This window comes from Niabella beijingensis (assembly GCF_020034665.1).
Taxonomy (GTDB): domain Bacteria; phylum Bacteroidota; class Bacteroidia; order Chitinophagales; family Chitinophagaceae; genus Niabella; species Niabella beijingensis.
Map to the genome: position 1 here is coordinate 980,608 of NZ_JAIQDI010000002.1, position 24,349 is coordinate 1,004,956.

Consider the following 24,349-nt stretch of genomic DNA (forward strand, 5'->3'; position numbering starts at 1 on the left):
GCGTAAAGATAAGATGTTGCTGCAGCTTTACAGGAAAACAAAAACGGTAAGCGGCAGCTCCGGTCATCAACGGGTTAAACAGCCTGTTTATATGTAATGAATATGAGTAAGACAAACGAACAATACGACGCTGTTATTAACGAATGTAAGGACGTGTTTTTAAAAAAGACCAAAGACTATGGCACGGCCTGGAGGGTATTGCGTACGATTTCCATAGTGGACCAGATCTATATTAAAGCGCAACGTATCCGTACGATACAGGAGCTGAAGGTACAGAAGGTTGCCGATGATATCGCCGGCGAATTCAAGGGGATCATCAACTATGCCGTTATCGGCCTGATCCAACTGGAACTGCCTGCCGATGCACCGGAAGAATTACCGGAAAACACTGTGGCAGCCGCCTACAGTCAGTGTATCGATACCACAAAAAAACTCATGCTGGATAAAAATCACGACTACGGCGAAGCCTGGCGCAGTATGAGCCAGGAAAGCTTTGTGGACCTGATCCTGATGAAACTGCAGCGGATCCGCCAGATACTGGCGAATGATCAGAAAACGCTGATCAGTGAAGGGATTGATGCCAATTACAATGATATTGTTAACTATGCTGTTTTTGCGCTGATCCTGGAAGGCGAAAAGAAGAGCAGTAAACCAGATGCCATATGAAACTACTGGTCACCATCGCAAGAATCCTGGTAGGCATACTGTTCATTTTCTCCGGCCTCATCAAGGCCAATGATCCTATCGGGCTCAGTTATAAAATGCAGGAATTCTTCGAGCTATGGAGCATGAGTGCTTTGAACGGCATCACATTGACCCTGTCTGTGCTGATGATCGCTTTTGAGATCATTGCAGGCGTAGCCTTGCTGCTGGGGTGGCAGCGAAAGCTGATCCAGTGGCTGCTGTTATTGCTGATCCTGTTTTTCACCTTCCTTACCGGCTATGCCTACCTGTCGGGTAAGTTTACCAACTGCGGTTGTTTCGGGGATTGTATTCCGATCACTTCAAAGACCTCCTTTATAAAGGATCTTGTGCTGTTGGTGCTGATCCTGTTTTTGTTTTTTAACCAGCGTTTCATCCGGCCGGTGTTTTCAAAAAAAGCAACGGGCATCCTGATGCTTCTGGCAACCGTGCTTTCTTTTGGCTTTCAGTGGTACACGCTGAAATACCTTCCGGTACTGGATTGCCTGCCTTTTAAAAAAGGAAGTTTTATTCCGGACAAACTGAAGATACCGGCGAATGCGATTCCCGACAGTACGGAGATTACCTTTGTATATGAAAAGGAAGGCAAGCAGGTCGAATTCAATTCCGATCATTTTCCGGATGATTTTAACGACAGTACTTATAAATTCATCAACCGGTATGATAAGATCCTGAAGGAGGGATCCAACAATATTCCTGAGATCCGCGGGTTTGATTTTATCAATGGTATGGGCACGAATGTTACCCAGGCACTGCTGGATGCGGATCATATATTATTGTTGTTTGCTGAAGATTTATCAAGACCGGTAGCCGACTGGAAAGCCGGCTTTGAACCGGTTTATGCCGCTGCACGGCAACGGCAATGGCCCGTTTACGTCATCAGCAGTATGGCGCATCCTGTAAAGCAGGCAATCGCCGGTACTGCGTTTAAAGATGTGGAAGTGCTGGGCGGCGACCGGGTGATGATCCGTATGGCAGCAAGAACCAACCCTACATTGTATCTGCTGAAAAAGGGAACCGTGGCCGGCAAATGGAGTTATAAACAGTTTGGTACCGCAAATAAGGTGTTGTCTGCATTTCCTGCAGTAGCACCGCAGGTACAACAGGATACGGCAACGGCTGATCCGGATCACCTAAAATAGCGTAATTGTTACAATTCATCCTAAAAAAAACAGGTTATGGTATACTGGTGATGGCCGGTGTGGTTATGCTTGTCTTTTTTTTGTTCCAGGGCTTCGGCGATCCCTCGCGCCTGGTGATGGGGCAGACGGGGGATAAAAAAACACAGGAGAACATCCGGAAGGAGCTATACCTTGATCAGCCCCGGTGGAAGCAGTTCCTGTTATATGTAAATGATGTTTCGCCGATAGCGCTCCATAGCCGGGAAGAGATCCGGACCAAAAAACTGAAAGGCATTTTTATCGGCGGGGAAAAAAAACTGGCGTTAAAACTGCCTTACCTGCGCCGTTCGTACCAGACAAAAAGGGAAGTGGGGGCTGTGCTGATGGAAGCGCTGCCCGGCACACTCATGCTTGCGGTTGCGGCAATGGCGCTGGCTATTGCTGTGGGAATACCCCTGGGGGTGGCGGCTGCTGTGCGGCAAAACTCCTGGCTGGATACTTCTGCTATTTTTTCGAGTATCATCGGCATATCTGCACCTTCTTTTTTTATGGGAATCGTTATTGCCTATGTTTTCGGATTTGTGCTTACTTCCTATACGGGATTGCATATTACGGGCAACTGGTTTGATATCGATGCAGTAACAGGAAAGCGTACGCTTTCGTTAAAGAACATCATCCTTCCGGCCATTACATTGGGCATCCGTCCCCTGGCGATCATCACCCAGTTAACAAGAAGCGCAATGCTGGATGTGCTGGATCAGGATTATATCCGGACCGCCTATGCCAAGGGGTTAAGCAAAAGAGTAGTGGTATGGAAACATGGTCTGAAGAATGCGCTGAACCCCGTGATCACTGCCGTCACCGGCTGGTTTGCCGAATTGCTGGCAGGCGCTTTTTTTGTGGAATACATCTTTGGCTGGCAGGGGATCGGGAAGGTGACAGTCGATGCACTTGAAAAACTCGATTATCCGGTGGTTATGGGCTCGGTACTGATCTCAGCCGCTTTCTTTGTGGTCATGAACATCATTGCCGATATCCTGTATGGTGTATTTGATCCGAGGGTTAGAGTTTAGTGCTTAGAATTTAGTATTTAGCGTCTGGTATTTAGATTTTAGGATTTCCCCTTATTTAACAAGCACTTCCCGGATCACTTTTTGTCCGAGTGCCTCATTGACGCGTTGTATGATCTTCTCCCGCTGATAGATCAGCTCATTTTTTAAGGGTCCCACCGTTGTGGATATGATCAGTTTATCACCAATGATCTGCAGCTTATCCGTGTACCGTGCCACGGTCTTGCCCATGATCTCTTCCCACACGCCGTCGATGCGCAGTGCCTGGATATCTCCTTTGATACGGCTTTTGTTCAGAAATTCATTTAATGCTTCTCCCAGTGAATATTGTGCCACAACAGATCTGTTTGTACAAAGGTAGCCTTTTTACAGATGAGGGCAGGGTCAGAGCTTGATAAAAAACCTTCTGCGATAGAGCAGGTATCCTACCAGCCAGCAGATCAGCATAAATGTTACTGCCCACAAAAGTGAGGGGAGGTGGCCGGATCCCAGCATGCCAAAGGTTCCGTCAAACAAGGCGCTGAAAAGCGTGCGGCCATCATGGGTATGGTAACTCGACAGCAGGATGGGAACGACCTCGCTGAACAGGTAAATAAAAAGCGCATTCATACCGAACACTTCGAAGAATCTCGCCCCGGTCTGTTTCCCCTTAAAATCGACTATATACAGTATGGTGGCAAGTATCAGACAGTCAAGACCGGTGGTAAGACAAACAAAACTGCTGGTCCATAGTTTTTTATTGACAGGAAAAACAAGGTTCCATAAATAACCGGCAGCCAACAGCAGGAAACCCTCAATAGCCAGCCGGGCCAGCATTTCATAGCTTTTAGGATCTTTTTTGATGTGCCTGCCGGCCAGGTAGCCGATGAGCACGTTCACCACTGCTGGAAGAGTGCTCAGGATCCCTTCCGGGTCAAAGGCACGACCCGGTTCCTTGATGTATAAATGATGATTGGTAAGCAGGAGTACATCCAGCCGGGTGCCGGCGGCACCGCTGACCGTATAGTCGCCGAACAGGAGCAGGATGATCCAGTACCCGAGGAGCAGCCCGATCGCCGCGATCCAGATGCCACGCGTGGAAAGAAAACGGATCATCAGCGCACCGATGCCATAGCAGAGTGCGATACGCTGTAATACGCCAAAGATGCGGGTTTCACCGATGGGGAAGGAGTGGATATTATTTTGCGGGTCCACTTTTACAAACGGAAGCCAGTACATGAGGTAACCGATCAGGAACAGCAGCAGGGTACGTTTGAGTATCCGGGGAAGCACTTCGCGGTTGGATTGCTGATCCCATTTTGATTTTGAAAAACTGATGGCGTTGCCCACGGCAAATAAGAAGGAGGGGAATACCAGGTCTGTCAGCGTGAACCCGTTCCATTTTGCATGCCGCAGTTCGGAAAAGGGATTGGCCCCTCCTGTATTCACAATGATCATAAAACAAATGGTGAGTCCCCGGAAAATATCAAGGGCGCGGAAACGGAGCGGCGCTGTAGCGGTCATGTTAAACTGATTGAATGGGAAACCTTGTTCACGTGTCCTAAATTAAAAGGAAAACCTGGTGTTTCCAATTTTAATATTTACAGTTCAATAAGATGGAAGGGGGTATGGATCGCTTCCATATGTTGTGTGATGCGGTCGCGGTTGGTATCGGTGATGAACACCTGGCCGCCCTTTTCGCCGCATACCTGTGCCAGCAGGTTGCTGATGCGGTCCTCATCCAGTTTTTCAAAAACATCGTCCAGCAATAATAATGGCGGGAATTTTTTCTCCTGGGTCAATACCTCCAGCTCGGTTAATTTCAGGGCAAAGAGCAGGCTTTTCCGCTGGCCCTGGGAAGCAATGTTTTTAAACGGCTGGCTGCCCAGTTGCAGGGTAATATCATCCCGGTGAACGCCCAGCGTGGTGCGTTGCAATGCAATATCCTTTTGCCTTGATGCCTGCAGCAGTTCTTCAAAAGAAGCCTCCAGCAAACGGCTCTCATACAGAAGGGAGAGCGGCTCTTCGCGCCGGGCGATATCGGTATAAAGACGCTTTACTTTTGGCAGAAAGGCTACCATCGCATCCCTCCGTTTGTTGAAAAGAAAGTTGCCTGCGGGGATCAGCTGTTCATCCAGTACCGCCAGCAGGGATTCATCCAGGGCACCGCGTTCTGCTGCTGTTTTCAGAAAACTGTTGCGTTGCTGCAGCAGCTTGTTATAAAGGATGAGCTGTTTTAAATATTCCGGATCCAGCTGGGAGATCAGGGCATCGATAAAACTGCGCCGCTCCTCGCTGCCCCCGGTAATGAGCACTGCATCATCCGGAGCGATCACCACACAGGGATAAAGCCCGATGTGTTTGGAGAATTTGTCATAGAGCTCCCCGTTCACAGAGAACTCTTTTTTGCCATTTTCACGCAGGATGCAGACCAGGTTTTCATCATTGCCGTTGCGTGTAAAGTTGCCGTCGATGCGGAATCCTTTTGCACCCTGCTGCACATTTACGGCATCGCTGCTGCTGAAATAGCTTTTAGTAAAGCAGAGGTAATGGATGGCATCCAGGATATTGGTCTTGCCCACACCGTTCTTCCCGCAGATGGCCACCACTTTTTCCGGGAACACAAAATTCCGGTTGGTATAGTTTTTAAACTGCAGGAGCGCTATGGAATTGAGCTGGAACAATATGCCTTAATGGGTTGATAATTAACTAAAAGAAAATTTATTCCGATCTTATTGATACAACGGGCACTAAGTTAAGTGTTTTAACGCTTTTTGAATACTGCGGCATCTTTCTGTTTTTTGCAGGTATTTCCCGATTTCGTAAATCATTTGATTAAACGGATGATAGCTTTGCCCGGCAAAATAACTACGCGATCAAGGCGCATGAACGAATGAGTAAGGGACTTTTTAGTATAATCTGTTTTCTTTTTTTTGCAACCTTCTTACACGCCCAGCAAACTGCTCCGGCCGCTATTACCGGAATGATCACGGATTCTTCCGGCGGTGCGCTGCAAAATGTTGTTATAGAGTTGAAGGGTGACAGGAAGCCGACCGTATTATCGGCGGAAAACGGATCTTATAACCTGACGGTTGCCCCGGGGAGCTATGAAATAAGCTTTCAGCATTCGGGTTATGTCACTCAAAAGAAAAAGATCCAGGTGGCCGCAAATGAGCGGCTGAATATAACAATTACGCTTTTACGTGATCCCAAGCAGCTGGAGGAGGTTTTTGTAACCGCACAGGAGTCCAGGGGGCTTACGAGTGCCTCTATCATTGATCGTGATGCGATGCGGGTATTGCAGCCTTCCAGTTTTGCAGACCTCATGGAGCTGTTACCGGGCGGTCGTTCCAGAGCGCCCCGGCTTACCGAAGTAAATCCTATCCGGCTGCGGGAAAGCCCGATTGATAGGAATGGCAACTACAGCAACGCTTCCGATATCAGCTCGCTGGGTACCGGATTTTATATTGACGGAGCACCTTTGATTACTGATGCGGACATGCAATCCACAGAAGGGTTCTCTACCGCAGATGCCAACGGGCCAAGAAACATTACGGGAAAAGGAGTGGATATGCGTACCATTCCTACCGACCAGATCGAGAAAGTAGAGGTCATCCGGGGGATACCTTCGGTAGAATACAGTGATCTTACCAGCGGCGCGGTACTGATCACCCGTAAAAAGGGTGAAAAACCTCTAACCGCAAGAATAAAGGCGGATGGATTTGGTAAATTATTTTCTGCAGGGAAGGGGTTTTATTTTTCCCGCAGAAAATTGTCCCTGAATACCGATATTGATTTCCTGGATGCAGTCTCAGATCCGACAAAGAATTTTGTGAACTATAAACGCCTCACAGCTTCCATACGGACGGATAAAAACTGGGAGAAGGGCACCCGGCTGCTGAACTGGGCCGCTGCGTTTGATCTTTCTCATAATATAGATGATGAAAAGCCTGATCCGGATAATTCACTGGCCGGTATTGATAAATACAAGTCAACCAATAACAGGTATGCATTCAACAATAAGCTTTCGCTGCGTTATAAAGAAAGACGTTTTATTAAATCGGCCGAACTGTCTGCCAATGTAAGTTACAGCGATAACCTGATCGATCTTACAAAATGGATACAGCCCCGGACAGCAACCGTACTGGTAAACACTACAGCACCCGGGGTGCATGATGCGGGATTTCTTACAACGGGTTATGCTGGTCATTTGATCGTAGAAGGAAAGCCTGTTACCGGTTCCGGAAAATTAATTATAAATGGGAATTATCATACCGGAAGTATTTTTCACCGGCTTAAAATAGGCAGTGAGTACCGCTACAGTAAAAATTTCGGGAGGGGGCAGGTATATGATCTGAATTTCCCCCTTGACGTTGTCAGCAGGCCATTGACCGGGTCGGCAGATCGTCCCAGGGCCTTTAAGGACATCCCGGCGCTGCAGCAGTTATCTGCATATGTTGAGAATGTGTCTGATGTTAATTTGCAAAACCATCATTTTATGTTGTCGGCAGGACTGCGCGGATTCAGCAGTCCCGGAATAAACCGCCGGTATGCGATTTCAGGTAAATTATTTTTTGATCCCCGGATCAATTTCAAATGGACGCTCCCGGCACTCCTGGTAAATGATAAGAGCCTGTATATTACACTGGGCACGGGTTATGGCGTTTTAACAAAATTGCCGACAACTGATGACCTGTATCCTGTTAAGAACTATATAGACCTGATCCAGTTAAATTACTATCACAATAATCCCGCTTTCAGAACGGCAAATGCTGTTACTTATATTTTTGATGCAACCAATTATCAGCTTCAGCCTGCCATTAACCATAAATGGGAGTTGAATGCCGATCTGAACTATGATCACTACCGGTTATCGGTAACTTATTTTAAAGAGAAAATGAACTCTGGTTTCCGGGGGACTTCCGTATACCAGGCGCTTGCCTACAGAAAATACGATAACGCATCCATTAACCCTGATACCCTAACTACAAGGCCGGGAGTAGGCGATTTTGCTTATAGGGATGTAAAGGAATACCACGGATATACGATACCTTCTAACGGAAGCGGACTGGTTAAAGAGGGCGTAGAATACCAGCTGAACACGAAGCGCTTCAGAGGTATCAATACACGCTTTACCCTGAACGGTGCCTGGTTCCGGACCAATTATTCCAACAGTCAGACCTCCTATAATGTCATCAGCACCAGCGTTATTACCAATGGCAATATACGGCAATATGTGGGCCGGTATGAAGAGGATAACGGCACGTTCTATGAACAGTTTAATACCAACCTGACCGCAGACGTGTACATAAAAACATTGAATATGTACATTGCAGCCTCTTTTCAGTCCCGGTGGTTCATCAGCTCACAAATGGCCTACAAGTCAAGTACACCGGTCACTTACCTGGATATCAACGGCACGGAGTACGTTTATAACGAGGAAAGCATCCGGCGGGATCCCGATATAAAATTCCTGGACAGGCAGTATAGCCCGGAAATTTTCAAAAAAAATACCGTGCCCATCGACCTGCAGTCGAACATCAAGGTTTCCAAGGGGCTGAAGAACGGAAAAGCAATGCTTTCCATGTTTGTAAACAAGATGTTTGTGTATACGCCTAATTATTATAATGAGAACGGGGTGTACATCATAAGAAAGGGCATCGATAATTCGCCCTACTTCGGTATGGAATTGAATCTGAACTTATAAATCAATAATATCAAAAACAATAATGATGAAACGACAAAGTTTAAAATGGCTGTTTATCTTTTCCCTCTTCAGTATATGGGTAGCAGGATGTAAAAAAGATGACACCAATTATAATCCATTAGCACCAACGGCCATCTCGTTTAACAATCCGGAAGGGGTAACAAATGCAGAGATTACTTCCGGCAGTCTTAAGATAAGAGAAATCAATTCAGGGAGGGAGTCGGTCATCTCCACATTCAGCCAGGGGAAAATGTCGGCGGACCTTACACCCGGCTCTTATGAATTCAGCTTTACCGGCGCTATTAAATATGATAAAGACGGAAGCTCGCTTACTGCGCATGTAAAAGCATTTAAAGACCAGGTGGTCATCCGTGAGGCGACTGAAGCGGCGGTTGCCCTTGACCTGTTCCTGGTAAATGCATCCGAAGGATTTGTGATACAGGAGATATTCTTCACCGGCACCCGGACACCGGAGGACAAAACTTATAACGGAGACAAGTATATCATCATTCACAATAATTCGGATAAAGTGTTGTATGCAGACAGTCTTATCGTTGCGGAATCTCACTTTCTTACAACCACAAAAAGGGATTACACTCCGGATGTTATGAAGGATGCGTTTACCAGCAGCAGTATTTATATGATACCAGGTAACGGCAAGACCTATCCCATTGAACCGGGTGCTTCCTTCACTATTGCAGAAAATGCTATTAATCATTTGGAATTTAACAGCAATTCGATGGATCTGAGCAACGCAAAATTCGAAGTGGATCTGATTCCTACGCTGAATGTAGACAATCCTGCTGTACCCAATACCATCCGCGTTTTCGGAAATGGCACACCTATGCACAACCGCGGATTTAAATCCTATGTACTGGCAAAGCTGGATGTATCGCTGGATGCGTTTAAGCAAAATAACCTGTACACGGCATCTTACACCAATTCCGCAGGCGGACAAACGGCAGCGCAGGTATACCGCATCAACAACAATACCATTTTGGATGCTGTAAATCTTAGTGTGGCCGCTGAATTTAACTGGATTGTTACGGCACCTTCAATAGATATGGGATGGTCGCACTGCGGCGCGATTGACGGGGACCCGCAGCGGTATGGAAAAAGCGTTATCCGGAAAGTATTGTCAACCGGCGAAGGTGGCCGTGTTATTTTAAAGGATGATAATAATTCAACAGAAGATTTTACCGCAGATGCGCGTGCGTCATTACTCAAATAAGATGCGCCCGGGTATACAATATGTACTGCTGTCGGCATTTGTTTTGAGCATGGTCTATGGCCGTGCTCAAAATACCGACAGTATCCAAAATGCGGTAAAGGAGCGCTACTCGGAGTGGAGTGAAGCGAGGTCTCGTTATTATACCGGTCCGGCGCTGAAAAAATGGCAGTGGACGCAAAATGCTGCACAACTGGATGTGTCCTATCACAATTCGGCGAACGACCAGTTTCTGCCACAGAAAGGCAGCGGCAGAAATGGTTTTCTTGTACACACAGCCAGCTATACCACCAACCAAAAAAACAGGACCTTGTGGGGTAGGGCTTTTTACAATAATCAGACCCTCCGGGATGTAAAATATAATGAAACCCTGGATTACGACCTGATCTATCCCCTTGCGATGGTGGATACGGCGGGCGGCGATCTTAAATCCGAGACCTATTTTTTTTCCGGTGGTTTCGCCGGGCAGCTTTCGGGGATGGAACTCGGTGTTTCCGCAGGGTACAGGGGTGAACAGGCTTTCCGGGCACGGGACCCCCGAACAAAGGACCTGACATCAAAGATCGACCTGACGGTTTCCGCTTCCATGCCGGTTTCAACCCACTATCAGCTGGGGCTGGATATCGGTGGTTTTACGTACCGTCAGAACAACGCCGTAGGTTTTAGCAGTGAACTGGGCAGCGCTACCATTTATCATGATGCTGGTATGGGTATTTATAACCTGTTGCTTACGGGTGCCAATACGCAGGCATTTTTTAATGCAACACAATATGGTGCGGCGATCAACTGGGTAACAAAGACGGAGAAGGGTTTTTTGGTGACGGCCTCCTATCATCAGTTGAACCTCGACAAGCGGTTAAATACAAGGATCTTTTTTACGCCCATTAACACCGTATCGGAATACATGCTGGATGGCTCGGTGGGATATATCCTGCGGAAAGGTTCTTCCAACTATTTATTTCAGGTGAGCGGTGCATCAAAAAGGCGCAGAGCCGACGAAGGGATCTATGACAACAGAAACACCAGCACCGGCTATGTTGAGATCGGGCGGGCGTCCCGGTATTCCAGCGGTTATACCCGGCTGGGAGCAAAAGCCATACTGGAAAGAGCAGTAGCAAATGCTGTCTGGTCGGTGACCGGCCAGATCGACTGGGTGGATGATGAATATCAATACGCAATACCTTTGCGGAAAATAATGATCAGTCAGATCATCCCGGGGGCCGGGCTGAATTATTTCAGATCTGTTCGGAAAAGTTCTTTTGCCATCAATATCCAGGGAAGGTATACGCACAATACGGAAGCCCGGTATAGCTGGCCCGATGTCAATGAGGAAAGCATGGTTTATGCCATGTTAACCGACATGTACAGGTCCTATGCTGCAGACGGATTGAGTTTAAAGGGCTTTATACGTTATGATATCCCGGTGGCGCCAAAGCTGGGGATATATTTTAAAACAGCTGCAGAGCGGAACCGGTTTAAGACTTTTTCAGGACAGGCATATGAGTTCTGGCTGACGGCAGGGGTTAGTTTTTAGTTTGTTATTTAATTTATTTACGATGCGTTTTGTTTTTGGGATCGCGATCTTTTTTACCTGGCTGGGACTCAGCTCCTGGCTGAATAAAAATCACGCCGGAAAGGCGGCTGCCGGTGCGCCTGCTGATTCATTAAGATTATTGTATGAACGACCCGTCTCCCAATGGCCTCACCCTACCATCGATTCCGGTGTGGTGTGGAAGGAGCTGGAGCCGATACCCGGAGACAGCAGCTGGCAGCTGGTGGAGACCGACCCGAAAACGCGGCTGGGTATGCTGTTGTTTTTTGATCCCCGCCTCTCCGGTTCCAGCCAGATCTCCTGCAGCAGCTGTCACGATCCCGATCTTTCCTGGCAGGATGGGAGGGTTGTGGCACTGGGTAACGACCACCTGCAGGGCAACCGCAATACACAGAGTCTGCTGAATGTGGCCATCTGGCCGAAACTGTTCTGGGACGGACGCGCCAAGGATTTTGAGGCACAGATGGTAGAGCCCCTGAGTGCACATCACGAAATGAATATGGATGTGCCCGCCCTGCCGGATAAACTGGAAAAGATCCCCGGCTATCCGCCGCTGTTTGAAAAGGCATTCGGAAAAGGTGCCGTAAGTTTTAAAAAAATCTCGGAAGCCCTGGCCGCTTTTCAGCAAACCATCAAAAGCCGTTCCACCCGTTTTGATGCGTTCATGCGGGGAAATTATAAAAAACTGAACGACCAGGAGATCGCCGGGCTGCACCTGTTCCGCACCAAGGCCCGTTGCATGAACTGTCATAATGGAACTTATCTTACCGATTTCAGTTTTCATAATATCGGTCTTACCTATTACAAACGAAAATATGAGGACCTGGGACGCTACAACATTACCAAAGACCGGGCAGATGTGGGTAAATTCCGGACACCATCGCTCCGGGAACTGGATCATACCCGTCCCTGGATGCACAACGGACTATTTCACAGTCTGGAGGGCATTGTGAATATCTATAACAGCGGTATGCCGCAATTGCCGAAAACGGAAGCGCAGAAGGCGGATCCCCTATTTCCCAAAACGGACCGCCTCGTGAAGCCGCTGAACCTGACCGATGAGGAAAAAACACAACTGGTAGCCTTTCTAAATACACTTAATGGCGTGCCTTACCGGATGCGGAGGCCCGAACTGCCCCGGTGAGCGGCTGAGGGGCTGATCTTCAACGGGTGATACCTGCGGGAACAGGATAATTGCTGACCCGTGCACTGCAGCACAAGAGTGCGACGCAAGGCCGATGCCACCTGCATTTCAGCCGGGAAAATAAAAACCGTTGCCACGGGTGTAAAAAAAAGGCAAAAAAGGACGGAGTGGTATCTGTAAGAGGGTAGAAATCAGAAATTTTCCCTTACTTTTGCTACTCAAATTTTTAGCCGTGGCAACAAAATTTTCAAAAGAGACCTACCTGTACTGGTATGAATTGATGCAGCTGATTCGCACATTTGAGCTTACAGCCGAGGAGAAATATAAGATGGAGGGAAAGATCCGTGGTTTTTTCCATGCCTATGTAGGGCAGGAAGCGATTGCTGCGGGTTGTATGACCGCCACCAAACCCGAAGATATCTTTATTACAGCTTACCGGGATCACGGGCTGGCTATTGCCAAAGGAGTATCCCTGGACAGCTGTATGGCGGAGCTTTATGGCAAGGCCACCGGTTGTGCCAAGGGTAAGGGTGGCAGCATGCACTTTTTTGGTAAAGAACAGCATTTTTATGGCGGACACGGTATTGTGGGTGCGCAGATCGGCACCGGTACCGGGCTGGCCTTTGCAGAAAACTATAAAGGGACTGAAAATGTAGTGCTGTGCTTCTTCGGCGATGGAGCCGCACGCCAGGGTATTTTACACGAGTCCTTTAACCTGGCCATGCTGTGGAAACTGCCGGTGATCTATATCTGCGAGAACAATAATTACGCGATGGGTACATCCGTTGAACGGACCTCCAACATTCATGATATCTATAAACTGGGTGCCGCTTATGAAATGCCTTCGGAAGTGGTGGATGGAATGAACCCTGAAACTGTTCATGATGCAGTGGCTAAAGCGGTAAAACGCGCCCGCGAAAAAGGCGGACCCACCCTGCTGGAAATTAAGACCTACCGGTATAAAGGGCACTCCATCAGCGATCCCCAGAAATACCGCACCAAAGAAGAGGTGGATGAGTACAAATCAAAAGACCCGATCAACCTGCTCCGCAAAAATATCCTGGACAGCAAGCTGGCAACGGAACCACAGCTGAAAGAGATCGATACCCGCTGCGACGAGGTAGTGGCTGCTTCTGTAACCTTTGCCGAAGAAAGCCCCTTCCCATCGGATGATGAAGTGCTGAAAGATGTGTACGTGGACCAGAATTATCCGTTCATTGTAGATTAAAACTAACAAAACAATATAAAAAAATGGCAGATAAGCGAAATGAAGAAGCTGTAAACGAGCATATTGCAGATTCGAACGCTGTTGATGGTTTAAGAGTATTCTGGTTAAAGCACAGTAAAAAAATAGCGGCCGTTCTGGGCCTGATCGTAGTACTGGGCGGAGGTTATATGCTGTATAAGGCTTTTGTACAAAAGCCGAAAATAGAAGAGGCGCTGGATAAGAGTTTTAAAGCAGAATCCTTTTTCAGGAAGGATTCGTTCAACCTGGCATTGAATGGCGATGGTGTTAGTCCGGGTTTCATTACGATTGCAAAAAAATACAGCGGTACCCCTACCGGTAACCTGGCTAAGTTTTATGCCGGCGTTTGTTATGTCAAATTAAATCAGAATGACAAGGCCATCAGTTATCTGAAAGATTTCAAGACCGATTCAAAACAGATCCAGCAGCGTGCCTATAAATTGCTGGGAGATGCCTATGGTGATATGGGAAAAGGTGCTGAGGCGCTGGATAACTATAAAAAAGCGGCACACGAATTTGAATCCGATCAGATGGCTTCTGCCGATGCCTTGTTCAGTGCGGCCTACCTGGCACAGCATGTGCTGAATAACAAAAATGAAGCGATCAGTCTTTACAAAGAATTAAAGGAAAAATTTCCGCGTACACAGCCGGGCTTTGACGCCGATAAGTACCTGGCGCAGCTGGGCGTTTATAATGTGAATTAAAAATGGCAACACCAGGAAACAGTTCTTTATACAATATTGATACGGGCATTCTGAAAGAGAATGCCTGTGTTATTTTAGTGAAAACAGAGTGGAATGCAGCGATCGTGGATGCGCTGGAAGCCGGTTGCAAAAAGATCTTTGATACGTATAAGATCCGGTACCAGACCCTTGTGGTTCCCGGTGCTGTAGAATTGCCCTTTGCCATAAAACGGCACTGGGAGCGGAATAAAGAGACCGCGGCGGCCCCGGATGCCTTTATTGCGCTGGGTTGTGTGATCAAAGGCGATACACCACATTTCGAGTATGTATGCGATTCCGTAACCCAGGGGGTATTGCAGCTGAACCTGCTGTTGCCGGTGCCGACCATTTTCGGTGTGCTGACCGTTAATACGGAAGAGCAGGCCCGGGAGCGGATCGGCGGTATACACGGGCACAAGGGAGCCGAAGCAGCCATTACGGCCCTCAAAATGATCCATTCCTGATGAAAAGAAATTGTCTTTTATATGGTGCGCTGGTCCTGCTGCTGACCGTTTCCTGTAACGGACCGGTTGCTGAGCCGGTCACCGGTGCCGACAGTACTGCGAACAGCGACGGCCGGGATACCCTTGCGGTTGCTCCCGTGCCAAAGGCTGCCACAGAAGAACAGGTGGTGGACAGTCTGAAACACATTCCTTTTGTGGCGGAGAGCCACCGCTATATCGATTCGCTTACGGATCATAAACACGGTATTGCTTTTTTGATCGATACGGTTTCTGATAAAGAAGTTAACTTTAGGGCAGGGTACAATGGTGAATTCCGTTTTGAGACCTATTACCTGTTTACCGTGAACCCGCAGAACTTTGATATAAAAATAACGGAGCCCATCAGTGGGGATAAGATGACGGTAGATGCCTATGAGGCGGCTCAAACAAAATAAAATGAACGTACAGATTTTTATACCTTGCTTTGTGGACCAGCTGTATCCTGAAACGGGATTCAATATGGTAAAAGTGCTGGAAAAATTTGGCTGTACCGTATCCTACAATGCCGGTCAGACCTGTTGCGGGCAGCCAGCATTTAATGCCGGTTTCCGGGAAGAGTCGAAAGCGGTCTGTACAAAATTCCTGAACGATTTCAAAGGCAGTGATTATATTGTGGCCCCCAGCGCAAGCTGCGTGGGCTTTGTACGGAATTATTACCCGGCGCTTTTTGATAACTCCTCCGTGCATAACGAAGTAAAAGCATTGGGGGCAAGGATCTATGAGTTTTCAGAATTTCTTATTCATGTGTTGAAAGTAACCGATACCGGTGCCATGCTCAGGGGCAATGCTACTTATCATGACAGCTGCGCGGGACTTCGTGAATGCAAGATCAAATCGGAGCCCCGGGCGCTATTGTCCAATGTAAAAGGATTGGTGCTGAACGAGCTGAAGGATGTGGAGACCTGCTGCGGTTTTGGCGGAACCTTTGCGGTGAAATTTCCTTCCATATCCATTAATATGGGAGAACAAAAAGTGGAGAATGCCATAGCCACAGGAGCGGAATACCTGATCAGTACGGACCTGTCCTGCCTGATGCATTTACAGGGGTACATCGATCATAAAAAATATTCCATAAAAACCATGCACCTGGCGGATGTACTGGCCAGTGGCTGGTAGTTGAGGATACACTGCCTGTCCGGATTATTGTAATTCAACGGAACGCCTTAATGAATATCTCAGTTGCACAAGTAAGATCCGTTAAAGGGAATATCCCCGCAAACATTGAAATACATAAAAGGACGATAGCGGTTGCTGCAGATTATAAGGCAGCGGCCGTTTTTTTTCCTGAGCTTTCTGTTACGGGGTACGAGCCTGAACTGGCGGAACAGCTGGCGACAAACCGGGAGGACCAGCGGTTCAATGATTTTCAGCTGCTAAGTGACAATAATAAAATAACCATTGGTATTGGTATGCCAACGGTTGCAAGAGCAGGCATACACATCAGCATGATCATTTTCCAACCCCATGTACCAAGACAGGTCTATTCTAAACAGGAATTACATACAGACGAATTGCCCTATTTTGTAAATGGCGATGGCCAGCTGATTCTGGAAGCCGGCAACCAAAAAATTGCTCCGGCAATTTGTTTCGAAAGTTTACAGATGCACCATGCAACAACTGCAAAAGCGCTTGGCGCTGACCTTTACCTGGCGAGTGTGGCAAAATCGCAAAAGGGAGTTGATAAAGCGATGCTCCATTATCCCGTAGTGGCAAAGAACTATTCCATACCTGTTCTAATGGCCAACTGTGTTGGTTATTGCGACAATTTTAATAGTGCCGGGAAAAGTTCGGTTTGGACGAAAGAGGGGCGCCTGGCGGGGCAGCTGGATAACGAGGAAGGCCTTTTGATTTTTGACACGGACACGGAACATGTTACTTCCAGGTTGCTGTAAAGGCTACTGATGGAATGGAAGGAGTGGCATTTTCGCGCCGGCAGGGAAAGCAGTAAAGCCTAACGCAAGAGGCGCCCGGTCCTGGTCTCGTAAGTTCCCAATATTATGTACGGGATCCGATTGTTTATATAGCCGAACTGACTTATATTAGTCTTTCTTAATTCAACCGAAAAAATAATACGATCAATGGAAAAGAAGATTCTTTTGAACGAAAAGGACATGCCCACCCAATGGTATAATATTGTGGCCGACATGCCCAACAAACCATTACCACCACTGCATCCCGGAACCAAACAGCCCATCAGTGGTGAAGACCTGGCACCGCTGTTCCCGATGGACCTGATCCTGCAGGAGGTATCGGCAGAACGCTATATCGATATCCCGGAGGAAGTGCAGGAAGCGTACCGCATCTGGCGCCCAACACCGTTGATACGGGCCACAGCGCTGGAAAAGGCATTGAACACGGCTTGCAGGATTTATTATAAATACGAAGGCACCAGTCCCAGCGGATCGCATAAGCCCAATACGGCGATCCCACAGGCTTACTATAATAAAAAGGCCGGTGTAAAAAGGATCATCACCGAAACCGGGGCGGGCCAATGGGGAACGGCGCTAAGCTTTGCCTGCAGCCACTTCGGGATCGATTGTGAAGTATATATGGTGCGTATCAGTTTCAATCAGAAACCCTATCGGAAAATTCTGATGAACACGTTTGGCGCAAAGGTATATCCTTCGCCCAGCACCAATACGCAGGCGGGAAGGAATGCGCTGGAAGCAAACCCGGATACACCGGGAAGCCTGGGGCTTGCCATATCCGAGGCCATTGAGATCGCCGCAGGAGATGAGCAAACAAAATATTCATTGGGGTCGGTACTGAACCACGTGTTGCTGCACCAGACGATCATCGGCCAGGAGGCTAAAAAGCAGCTGGAATATACCGGTGACTATCCGGATGTGATCATTGCCCCGCTGGGTGGTGGTTCTAATTTTGCCGGCCTGTCGTTCCCGTTCATAAAGGATAAGATCGAAGGCAGGGAAGTACGTTGCATTGCTGTGGAACCCGCTTCCTGTCCGAAGCTGACAAAAGGAAAATTTATGTATGATTTTGGAGATACACAGGGCTATACGCCGCTGCTGCCCATGTTCACACTGGGACATACCTTTACACCTGCTGCCATACATGCCGGGGGCCTGCGTTATCACGGAGCAAGCGTACTGTGCAGCCAGCTATTGAAGGACGGTCTGATAGAAGCCAGTGCCATCCAGCAGCTGGAATGTTTTGAAGCCGGTGTGCTGTTTGCAAAAGCAGAAGGCATCGTGCCGGCGCCGGAGGCCAATCACGGCATTGCCCAGGTAATCCGAGAAGTGAACAGGGCAAAGGAAGAAGGGGTGAAAAAGAATATCCTGTTCAATTTGTGCGGGCATGGATTTGTGGATATGGCCGCTTACCAGGATTATTTTGACGGAAAGCTGGTGAATCATTCGTTTACCGACGAAGAACTTACCGGGGCGCTCAAGGATATTGAAGCGCTGCAACCGCAGTAAGGGCTATTGTTATAAAAGAAGACCGGCACTACGCGGCCGGTCTTTTATGTTTCTGGTACTTTCAAAAATGTTGTGTATACTGCATTTCTTTTAGATGAATAGGAAAAATTATTATGGCGCCTGCCTGATTGTTTTAATGTTATCCTCCTGCAGGGAGAAAAATCCGGAATACCGGCCGGAACCTGCTGCGGGGTGACAGTATTGCGGTTTCCTGGAAAAATGATACGATCTATATTGCAGGTGACGGGGAGCGCCCGGAGCTGGCAAAATGGGTGCTTGCGGTAAAGAAGACAAAAGACGGACCCGTAGCCCTGTTCCGTAAAAAATACAAAAAGGAGCTTAAATACTGGTGGCCCAGAGACAAAGAGTACACGAATGATTATCTGCGCCGGCTTTACCTGGAAGCAGAATATTACCTGGCCTGTTCCGGGAACAAACTGGTACGCCTGGCTGTTGAAAGCAATGAGGACCTCAGCTATTCAATCGAGGAACGGGAACGGGATGATAAAAACTACATTGTTTTAGGAATATCGAGTACTTCCGGGGGGCATTCCAATATCCTGCAATGGTTGTATTATGACCAGGAGGAGGGCAGGCTGTATGAATATGATCTTCCAAACGACCGGCTGGTCCTTTTTGATCCGGCAGAATAAGTATTTACGGTGCAATGATTGCAAGAATGTGTTGTGTGTTTTTTGCGTTCCCTGGCGTTCTTTGCGGTTATATTTTACCGCGAAGTGCGCAAAGTGGCGCAAAGATTTGATGGGGTTATAGCTGCCTTTGCGTTCCCTGGTCCCTTGCGGTTGTATTCTACTTCGAAGTGCGCTAAAACAGCGCCCCCTGCTCTCCGGCTTTATCCGGTATTTTCAGGTTGAGTCCGAAAGTACTGTTCATCGAACGGATAAAATGTGCGGCCAGCAATGGCGATTCAAGCTCTACATTCTGATGCACAAAAAAGTACAATTGCTGCAATCCTTCTGTTCTCCATTTTTTTATCCGCTGCACCCAGGCATCCAGGCGGGCCACGTCGGTGGGATGATTGGCCCCGACATAACGTATGAACGCAGTAGTGCCTGTCAGCCGCATGTGCAGCATATCCCGTCTGCCGGCAGTATCCACAAGGATATTGGTCATGCCCTGCTTTTCCAGCAGCGCGCAGTACTGATCGTTGACCGCCTTGCTGGAGAACCATTCTTCATTTCTTACCTCCACACCCAGGGGGATCCCTTTGGGAAAATCCTCCAGTACCTGTTTCAGCCGGTCGAAATGAACCGGTTTAAAGTTGTCGTGCAATTGCAGGAACGCCATTCCCAGCCGGTCTTCAAAATTGCTGACGGCATCGCAGAAAACGGATACCTCCTGTTTTACATCGATCAGCCGTTTATAATGGGTGATGGTGTTGGTCAGTTTGGGAAAGAACCGGAACCCCTGTGGTGTTTTATTCTTCCAGGTATCCACCTGTTTCCAGTCGGGCATTTTATAAAAAGTAGCATTGAGCTCAATGGCATTGAATTGTGTGGCATAATATTTCAGTTCATCTTTTGTTCCCGGCGGATAGAAGCCTTTGAGATCGGTACGGTTCCATTTGGCACAGCCTACATATACCTCAAATTCTTTTTTGTTTTTTTTTGCTGCCAGTACTTTCGCGGTTCCCGGATGATCTTCAGGCAATGAAAAATCAATGGCTCCGGGGTTGTTCACTTTTCCAAATTGCATGGTGTATTCCTGTGATCTGTTTTATGGTTTAATAATGATTGTATGTCACATCAGTTCCGCGATCTTTTTTCCGGCAACCGGTGCCAGGGCTACACCCATGCCGCTCATACGGAGGGCACAGAAACTCCGGTCGGTCAGCTGCTCGATGACGGGCATCTTTTCTGTTCCCATTGCCATGATACCCGCCCAGCGGTGCGTGATCTCCGGGCGCTGCCCGGGAAGGACGACGGTTGATAAAAAGTGTTCCAATGCCTGCTGTATCGGAAGTGTGGTAAATTCATCCAGTGTATATTCCGTCTGAAGCGATGTATGGCGTGCACCACCCAGCAGGATGCGGTCATCAAGGTTTCTGAAATAATAATAGCCTTCCTGGTAGTGAAAGGTGCCGTTGAACTGCAGACCCGACACGGGAGCGGTCAATAATACCTGGCCTCTTGCCGGTACCAGGTCTATTTTTGGAAGCAAGCGGCTGCTGAAGGCGTTGGTACAATATACCAGCCGGTCGGTAAGGAGAGCGGGACCGCTGGTCATGGTGAGCTTTATACCGGAAGGGGTTTCTTTTACTTCACGAACTTCAGTGCAGAACAAAAAACGCACACCTGCTTTAACCGCCATCCGGTGCAGTTCGGTTAACAGCTTGCCCGGATGCAGGCTACCCTCGAAACGGTTTTCAACAAGATGTGATATGCCGGCAAAACCAAAGCGGGCAATCAGATCATCCTGAAGCGAAAAGGTTTCAGGGGAACCGGTGATCTCATACAGCCATTCGTTGAGGGTCCGGAGCCGGTCAAGGCACTGCTCATTATCCAGCAGTTCATATCCCTTGCAGATGTTAAAATCGATCGCGCCATTGGCAAAGAGTTTTTGAATGATCCGTAATCCTTCAAAACGCATGGCGAGCAACTGCACTGCTTTCTCATTGCCCATCAGTGCAATATCGGAGAGGATCTCGGTAGGACTTCCAAAACAAGCAAAACCGGCATTACGAAGGGAGGCACCGGCGGAGGTAGCTCCGCGTTCCACAACCAATACTTTTTTTGACGGAAACTTTTGCTGCAGGTAAAGCGCCGTCCATATCCCTGTGAACCCCGCTCCAATGATAACGATATCCTGGGAGGCATAAAATGCTTCCTGTTCCCAGATGCTTATTTGATGTTGCGGTTTCCTGATTGTTCTTTATTTTTATAAAAATAAAAATACAACTAAGAAATCTCAAATCTCAATTTTCAATCTTATTCTTATGGCATACTGGCTGATAAAATCGGAACCGTTTAAATATAGTTATGATCAATTGGTAAAAGACAAAAAAACGGTCTGGGACGGTGTGCGTAATTATGCTGCAAGACTGAACCTGCGCGCCATGAAGAAAGGCGACCTTGCTTTTTTTTATCACAGCAATGAAGGGGTTGAGATTGTGGCTATTGCAAAAATTGTAAAAGAGGCCTTCCAGGATCCCACTACTACGGATGAGCGCTGGGTGGCTGTGGAAGTAGCACCTCATAAACCGTTAAAAAAACCGGTAACACTGGCGGAAATAAAAGAAATACCACAGCTAAAGGATATGGACCTGGTGCGGCTGGGCCGATTGTCGGTACAGACCGTAAAACCCGAAGAATGGGAGCTCATCCTTAAAATGAGCGGGGAGAAGATCTAAACATCCTGTCCGCACAGCCGGAAGCATTGGAAGAAAGAACATGTAATTTTTTGTTAACTTACGTTCGTTTGTTTAAATTGCGTGTCTTTGGAATATGAACAACTATAATAATCCCATCATAGACCGGCTTCCCAACCATTTAAAACAATATATTGTTGCGCAACATTATGAGCATTATACTGCGGTGGATCATGCTGTATGGCGGTATGTGATGCGGCAGAATTACAATTACCTGAAGGATGTGGCCTATTATCCCTATATCCCGGGATTAAAGAAGGCGGGACTTACGATAGAACATATTCCCGACCTGCAAACCATGAATGATCATCTCAAGAAGATCGGATGGGGGGCTGTTACAGTAAACGGGTTTATTCCTTCGCAGGCATTTATGGAATTCCAGGCTTACCGGGTACTGATCATTGCGGCAGACATCCGGCAGATCGAACATATCGAATATACACCGGCACCCGATATCATTCATGAATCTGCGGGTCATGCCCCGATCATCGGCGAACCGGAATATGCGGCCTACCTGCAATTCACAGGTGAAGTAGGAACAAAGGCAATGCTCACAAAAAAAGACCAGGAGCTGTTTGAAGCGATCCGTCGGCTGGCCGTATTAAAAGAGTTAGCAGGCACGCCCGAAAAAGACATTCAGCAGGCGGAAGAAGAGCTGGCATACATTCAGCAGAATATGGGCGCACCTTCAGAAATGGCGCTGCTGGCGCGGCTGCACTGGTGGACGGTGGAATATGGTCTGATCGGTACACCGGAAGCGTATAAAATTTACGGGGCCGGCCTGCTGTCGTCCATCGGGGAAAGTGTTTCCTGTATGCGCCCGGAGGTAAAAAAGATCGCCTACACGCTGGATGCCGTTAATTATGCCTACGACATTACAAAGCCGCAGCCGCAGCTGTTTGTAACTCCCGATTTTCAAAACCTGGTGCAGGTGCTGGATGCATTTGCAGCTACACTCGCTTACAGGAAAGGAGGTGTGTACGGGTTGGAGAAAGCCATTGCATGCGGGTTGTTGTGTACTGCTGTGTATAGTTCCGGACTACAGGTGTCCGGTATTTTTGTTGAATCCGGGGTGGGCGACGGCGCTTATATCACCACTGCCGGGCCTACGGCACTGGCCATTGAAGGCCGGCAATTGGAAGGGCATGATAAGAACGTGCACGGGCAGGGGTTTGGATCGCCTGTAGGAAAACTGCGCGATTATGATCTGCCGCTGGAAGATTTTACAGCCGGTGACCTGAAGAATGCAGGCATCGAGACCGGCAGCACAGCCGAATTGCTGTTTCGCAACGGTATACAGGTACGCGGAACGGTTGAAGATATCCTGATCAGGAATAATAAAATAATGTTGATCCGTTTTTCAGCATGTATGGTCATCGACAGGATCACCGCCCGGCAGTTGTTCCAGCCCGAATGGGGGTTCTATGATATGGCAGTGGGCGCAGAGATCGTATCTGTATTTTCGGGTGCTTCGGATAAGGATGCATATGAGCAGATCACTACAGTGCCAAGGGAAATGCCGCGTTCGGTCTACAGCGGGAAAACGCGCACGCTGCATGAACTGTATCAGCAGGTGCGGAATATCCGGGAAGAAAAAACCGGAACGGCGCCGCTGGCGGATCTTGTTAAGATACTGGAAGACCAATACCCCGAAGACTGGCTTTGTTTGCTGGAGGTACTGGAGATCCTGAAAGACCGTAAGGAGACCCCGCTTTTGCAGGAACATATCAGGCAGCTGCTGTTGCAGCGTCAGGAAGAGCATCCCGGATTTAAAAAACTGATCGATGACGGACTGCATACTTTGAAGCAGATAGAAATTTTACCGGGAACGGTTCCGGGATCATAAACTGAAAACAGTAACTTTAAGCGCCTTTTTAAATCTTAAATACAATTTACTATGAACGATTCAACATTTGCCCAGGCATTCAGCCGGGAGCTGGATATGGAAGTGCGGGCTACCCGTGAATGTCTGGAACGCATTCCCATGAACCTGTCGGATTGGAAACCGCATGAAAAGTCGATGCAGCTGGGGTATCTGGCGGTGCTTGTTGCGGAAATACCATTATGGATCACCACCATGATCCGCAGTAATGAGATCGACTTTGCGACATTTTCCCACATCCATCCCACGAATAATGAAGAGTTGGTGGCCCACTTTGATGAGAACATCGCAGGTGCCAAAACCGCGCTGGCGGAAGTAAAGGACGGCGACCTGGAAGCACCCTTTTACCTGAAGAACAATGGACAGGTCGTTTTTCAATCTTCAAAAAAAGAAAGTCTGGAATCCACGATCAACCACCTCGTACATCACCGTGGCCAGCTCACCGTTTACCTGCGGCTGAATGACATTGCCGTTCCTTCCATTTATGGTCCTTCGGCAGACAGCAGGCCGTTTTGATCTTTGGTAAGTGAGTGGTAATAAGTGAGGCATTTTGTAGTATTAGCAAAGCTGTTGATATCTTTATTCAAAATTTATCAGGGCCATTGCGGATTTTATGAGCCACTGGTTTTCATCCCTCACATTTCACTATTTACTTTTAACCTGCCAAT

Annotated in this window: 23 protein-coding genes; 18 read left to right on the forward strand and 5 right to left on the reverse strand. The window is 47.9% G+C overall.

The window, feature by feature from the left end; translation table 11 throughout:
* The first annotated feature begins 102 nt into the window (after positions 1-102).
* From K7B07_RS20230 to K7B07_RS20240, 3 genes are read left to right on the forward strand one after another with little or no spacing between them, the layout of a single operon-like run.
* On the forward strand, positions 103-666 hold the full coding sequence (locus tag K7B07_RS20230) for a DUF1599 domain-containing protein (protein WP_223712354.1): 564 nt from the start codon (positions 103-105) through the stop codon (positions 664-666).
* Complete coding sequence (locus tag K7B07_RS20235) at positions 663-1,844, forward strand: BT_3928 family protein (protein ID WP_223712355.1); 1,182 nt, start codon at positions 663-665, stop codon at positions 1,842-1,844. Before K7B07_RS20230 ends, K7B07_RS20235 begins: the two co-directional genes overlap by 4 nt.
* A 5-nt stretch (positions 1,845-1,849) precedes the next feature.
* Positions 1,850-2,896, forward strand: coding sequence for an ABC transporter permease (locus K7B07_RS20240; protein ID WP_223712356.1), 1,047 nt, complete (start codon positions 1,850-1,852; stop codon positions 2,894-2,896).
* A gap of 51 nt (positions 2,897-2,947) precedes the next feature.
* On the opposite strand, the gene K7B07_RS20245 is transcribed toward K7B07_RS20240, so the two are convergent.
* The 3 genes from K7B07_RS20245 to recF form a co-directional block, all read right to left on the reverse strand.
* The gene (locus K7B07_RS20245) at positions 2,948-3,229 is read right to left on the reverse strand and encodes a DciA family protein (RefSeq protein ID WP_223712357.1); all 282 of its coding nucleotides are present in this window, start codon (positions 3,227-3,229) and stop codon (positions 2,948-2,950) included.
* Between the two features lie 48 nt (positions 3,230-3,277).
* Positions 3,278-4,396, reverse strand: coding sequence for an acyltransferase family protein (locus K7B07_RS20250; protein WP_223712358.1), 1,119 nt, complete (start codon positions 4,394-4,396; stop codon positions 3,278-3,280).
* Between the two features lie 77 nt (positions 4,397-4,473).
* A complete protein-coding gene (recF, locus tag K7B07_RS20255; RefSeq protein ID WP_223712359.1) occupies positions 4,474-5,556 on the reverse strand; it encodes a DNA replication/repair protein RecF in 1,083 nt (360 codons plus the stop codon).
* A 299-nt stretch (positions 5,557-5,855) separates the two neighbouring features.
* Here recF and K7B07_RS20260 point away from each other — a divergent pair, with 299 nt between their 5' ends.
* The 12 genes from K7B07_RS20260 to K7B07_RS20315 all read left to right on the forward strand — a co-directional run bounded on the left by K7B07_RS20260 (position 5,856) and on the right by K7B07_RS20315 (position 19,064).
* On the forward strand, positions 5,856-8,579 hold the full coding sequence (locus tag K7B07_RS20260) for a TonB-dependent receptor (protein ID WP_223712360.1): 2,724 nt from the start codon (positions 5,856-5,858) through the stop codon (positions 8,577-8,579).
* Positions 8,580-8,604: 25 nt separating this feature from the next.
* A complete protein-coding gene (locus tag K7B07_RS20265) occupies positions 8,605-9,810 on the forward strand; it encodes a DUF4876 domain-containing protein (RefSeq protein ID WP_223712361.1) in 1,206 nt (401 codons plus the stop codon).
* A 1-nt stretch (position 9,811) separates the two neighbouring features.
* A complete protein-coding gene (locus K7B07_RS20270) occupies positions 9,812-11,341 on the forward strand; it encodes a DUF6850 family outer membrane beta-barrel protein (protein ID WP_223712362.1) in 1,530 nt (509 codons plus the stop codon).
* A 22-nt stretch (positions 11,342-11,363) separates the two neighbouring features.
* The gene (locus tag K7B07_RS20275) at positions 11,364-12,503 is read left to right on the forward strand and encodes a cytochrome-c peroxidase (RefSeq protein ID WP_223712363.1); all 1,140 of its coding nucleotides are present in this window, start codon (positions 11,364-11,366) and stop codon (positions 12,501-12,503) included.
* Positions 12,504-12,735: 232 nt separating this feature from the next.
* Positions 12,736-13,731: a pyruvate dehydrogenase (acetyl-transferring) E1 component subunit alpha gene (pdhA, locus tag K7B07_RS20280; RefSeq protein ID WP_223712364.1), complete on the forward strand. Its 996-nt coding sequence runs from the start codon at positions 12,736-12,738 to the stop codon at positions 13,729-13,731.
* A 23-nt stretch (positions 13,732-13,754) separates the two neighbouring features.
* A complete protein-coding gene (locus K7B07_RS20285; RefSeq protein ID WP_223712365.1) occupies positions 13,755-14,453 on the forward strand; it encodes a tetratricopeptide repeat protein in 699 nt (232 codons plus the stop codon).
* Positions 14,454-14,455: 2 nt separating this feature from the next.
* On the forward strand, positions 14,456-14,935 hold the full coding sequence (ribH, locus tag K7B07_RS20290) for a 6,7-dimethyl-8-ribityllumazine synthase (RefSeq protein WP_223712366.1): 480 nt from the start codon (positions 14,456-14,458) through the stop codon (positions 14,933-14,935).
* The gene (locus K7B07_RS20295) at positions 14,935-15,369 is read left to right on the forward strand and encodes a hypothetical protein (RefSeq protein ID WP_223712367.1); all 435 of its coding nucleotides are present in this window, start codon (positions 14,935-14,937) and stop codon (positions 15,367-15,369) included. Before ribH ends, K7B07_RS20295 begins: the two co-directional genes overlap by 1 nt.
* 1 nt (position 15,370) lies before the next feature.
* Positions 15,371-16,090 (forward strand): (Fe-S)-binding protein, encoded by a 720-nt coding sequence (locus K7B07_RS20300; protein ID WP_223712368.1) that lies wholly within the window; start codon positions 15,371-15,373, stop codon positions 16,088-16,090.
* 50 nt (positions 16,091-16,140) lie between these two features.
* Positions 16,141-16,866, forward strand: a complete 726-nt coding sequence (locus tag K7B07_RS20305) for a carbon-nitrogen hydrolase family protein (RefSeq protein ID WP_223712369.1) — start codon at positions 16,141-16,143, stop codon at positions 16,864-16,866.
* Between the two features lie 186 nt (positions 16,867-17,052).
* The gene (locus tag K7B07_RS20310; protein WP_223712370.1) at positions 17,053-18,411 is read left to right on the forward strand and encodes a TrpB-like pyridoxal phosphate-dependent enzyme; all 1,359 of its coding nucleotides are present in this window, start codon (positions 17,053-17,055) and stop codon (positions 18,409-18,411) included.
* A 272-nt stretch (positions 18,412-18,683) separates the two neighbouring features.
* Entirely contained in the window at positions 18,684-19,064 is a 381-nt protein-coding gene (locus tag K7B07_RS20315; protein ID WP_223712371.1) for a hypothetical protein, read from the forward strand.
* 172 nt (positions 19,065-19,236) lie between these two features.
* Here K7B07_RS20315 and K7B07_RS20320 read toward each other — a convergent pair whose 3' ends face one another.
* Together K7B07_RS20320 and K7B07_RS20325 are read right to left on the reverse strand one after the other, a co-directional pair.
* The gene (locus K7B07_RS20320; protein WP_223712372.1) at positions 19,237-20,127 is read right to left on the reverse strand and encodes a DUF72 domain-containing protein; all 891 of its coding nucleotides are present in this window, start codon (positions 20,125-20,127) and stop codon (positions 19,237-19,239) included.
* 45 nt (positions 20,128-20,172) lie between these two features.
* Positions 20,173-21,297, reverse strand: coding sequence for an NAD(P)/FAD-dependent oxidoreductase (locus tag K7B07_RS20325; protein WP_338041414.1), 1,125 nt, complete (start codon positions 21,295-21,297; stop codon positions 20,173-20,175).
* Positions 21,298-21,367: 70 nt separating this feature from the next.
* On the opposite strand from K7B07_RS20325, the gene K7B07_RS20330 reads away from it, so the two are divergent.
* The 3 genes from K7B07_RS20330 to K7B07_RS20340 all read left to right on the forward strand — a co-directional run bounded on the left by K7B07_RS20330 (position 21,368) and on the right by K7B07_RS20340 (position 24,197).
* Positions 21,368-21,781 (forward strand): EVE domain-containing protein, encoded by a 414-nt coding sequence (locus K7B07_RS20330; protein WP_223712373.1) that lies wholly within the window; start codon positions 21,368-21,370, stop codon positions 21,779-21,781.
* 94 nt (positions 21,782-21,875) lie between these two features.
* Complete coding sequence (locus K7B07_RS20335) at positions 21,876-23,645, forward strand: aromatic amino acid hydroxylase (RefSeq protein ID WP_223712374.1); 1,770 nt, start codon at positions 21,876-21,878, stop codon at positions 23,643-23,645.
* 51 nt (positions 23,646-23,696) lie between these two features.
* Positions 23,697-24,197, forward strand: a complete 501-nt coding sequence (locus tag K7B07_RS20340) for a DinB family protein (protein ID WP_223712375.1) — start codon at positions 23,697-23,699, stop codon at positions 24,195-24,197.
* Positions 24,198-24,349 lie beyond the last annotated feature (152 nt).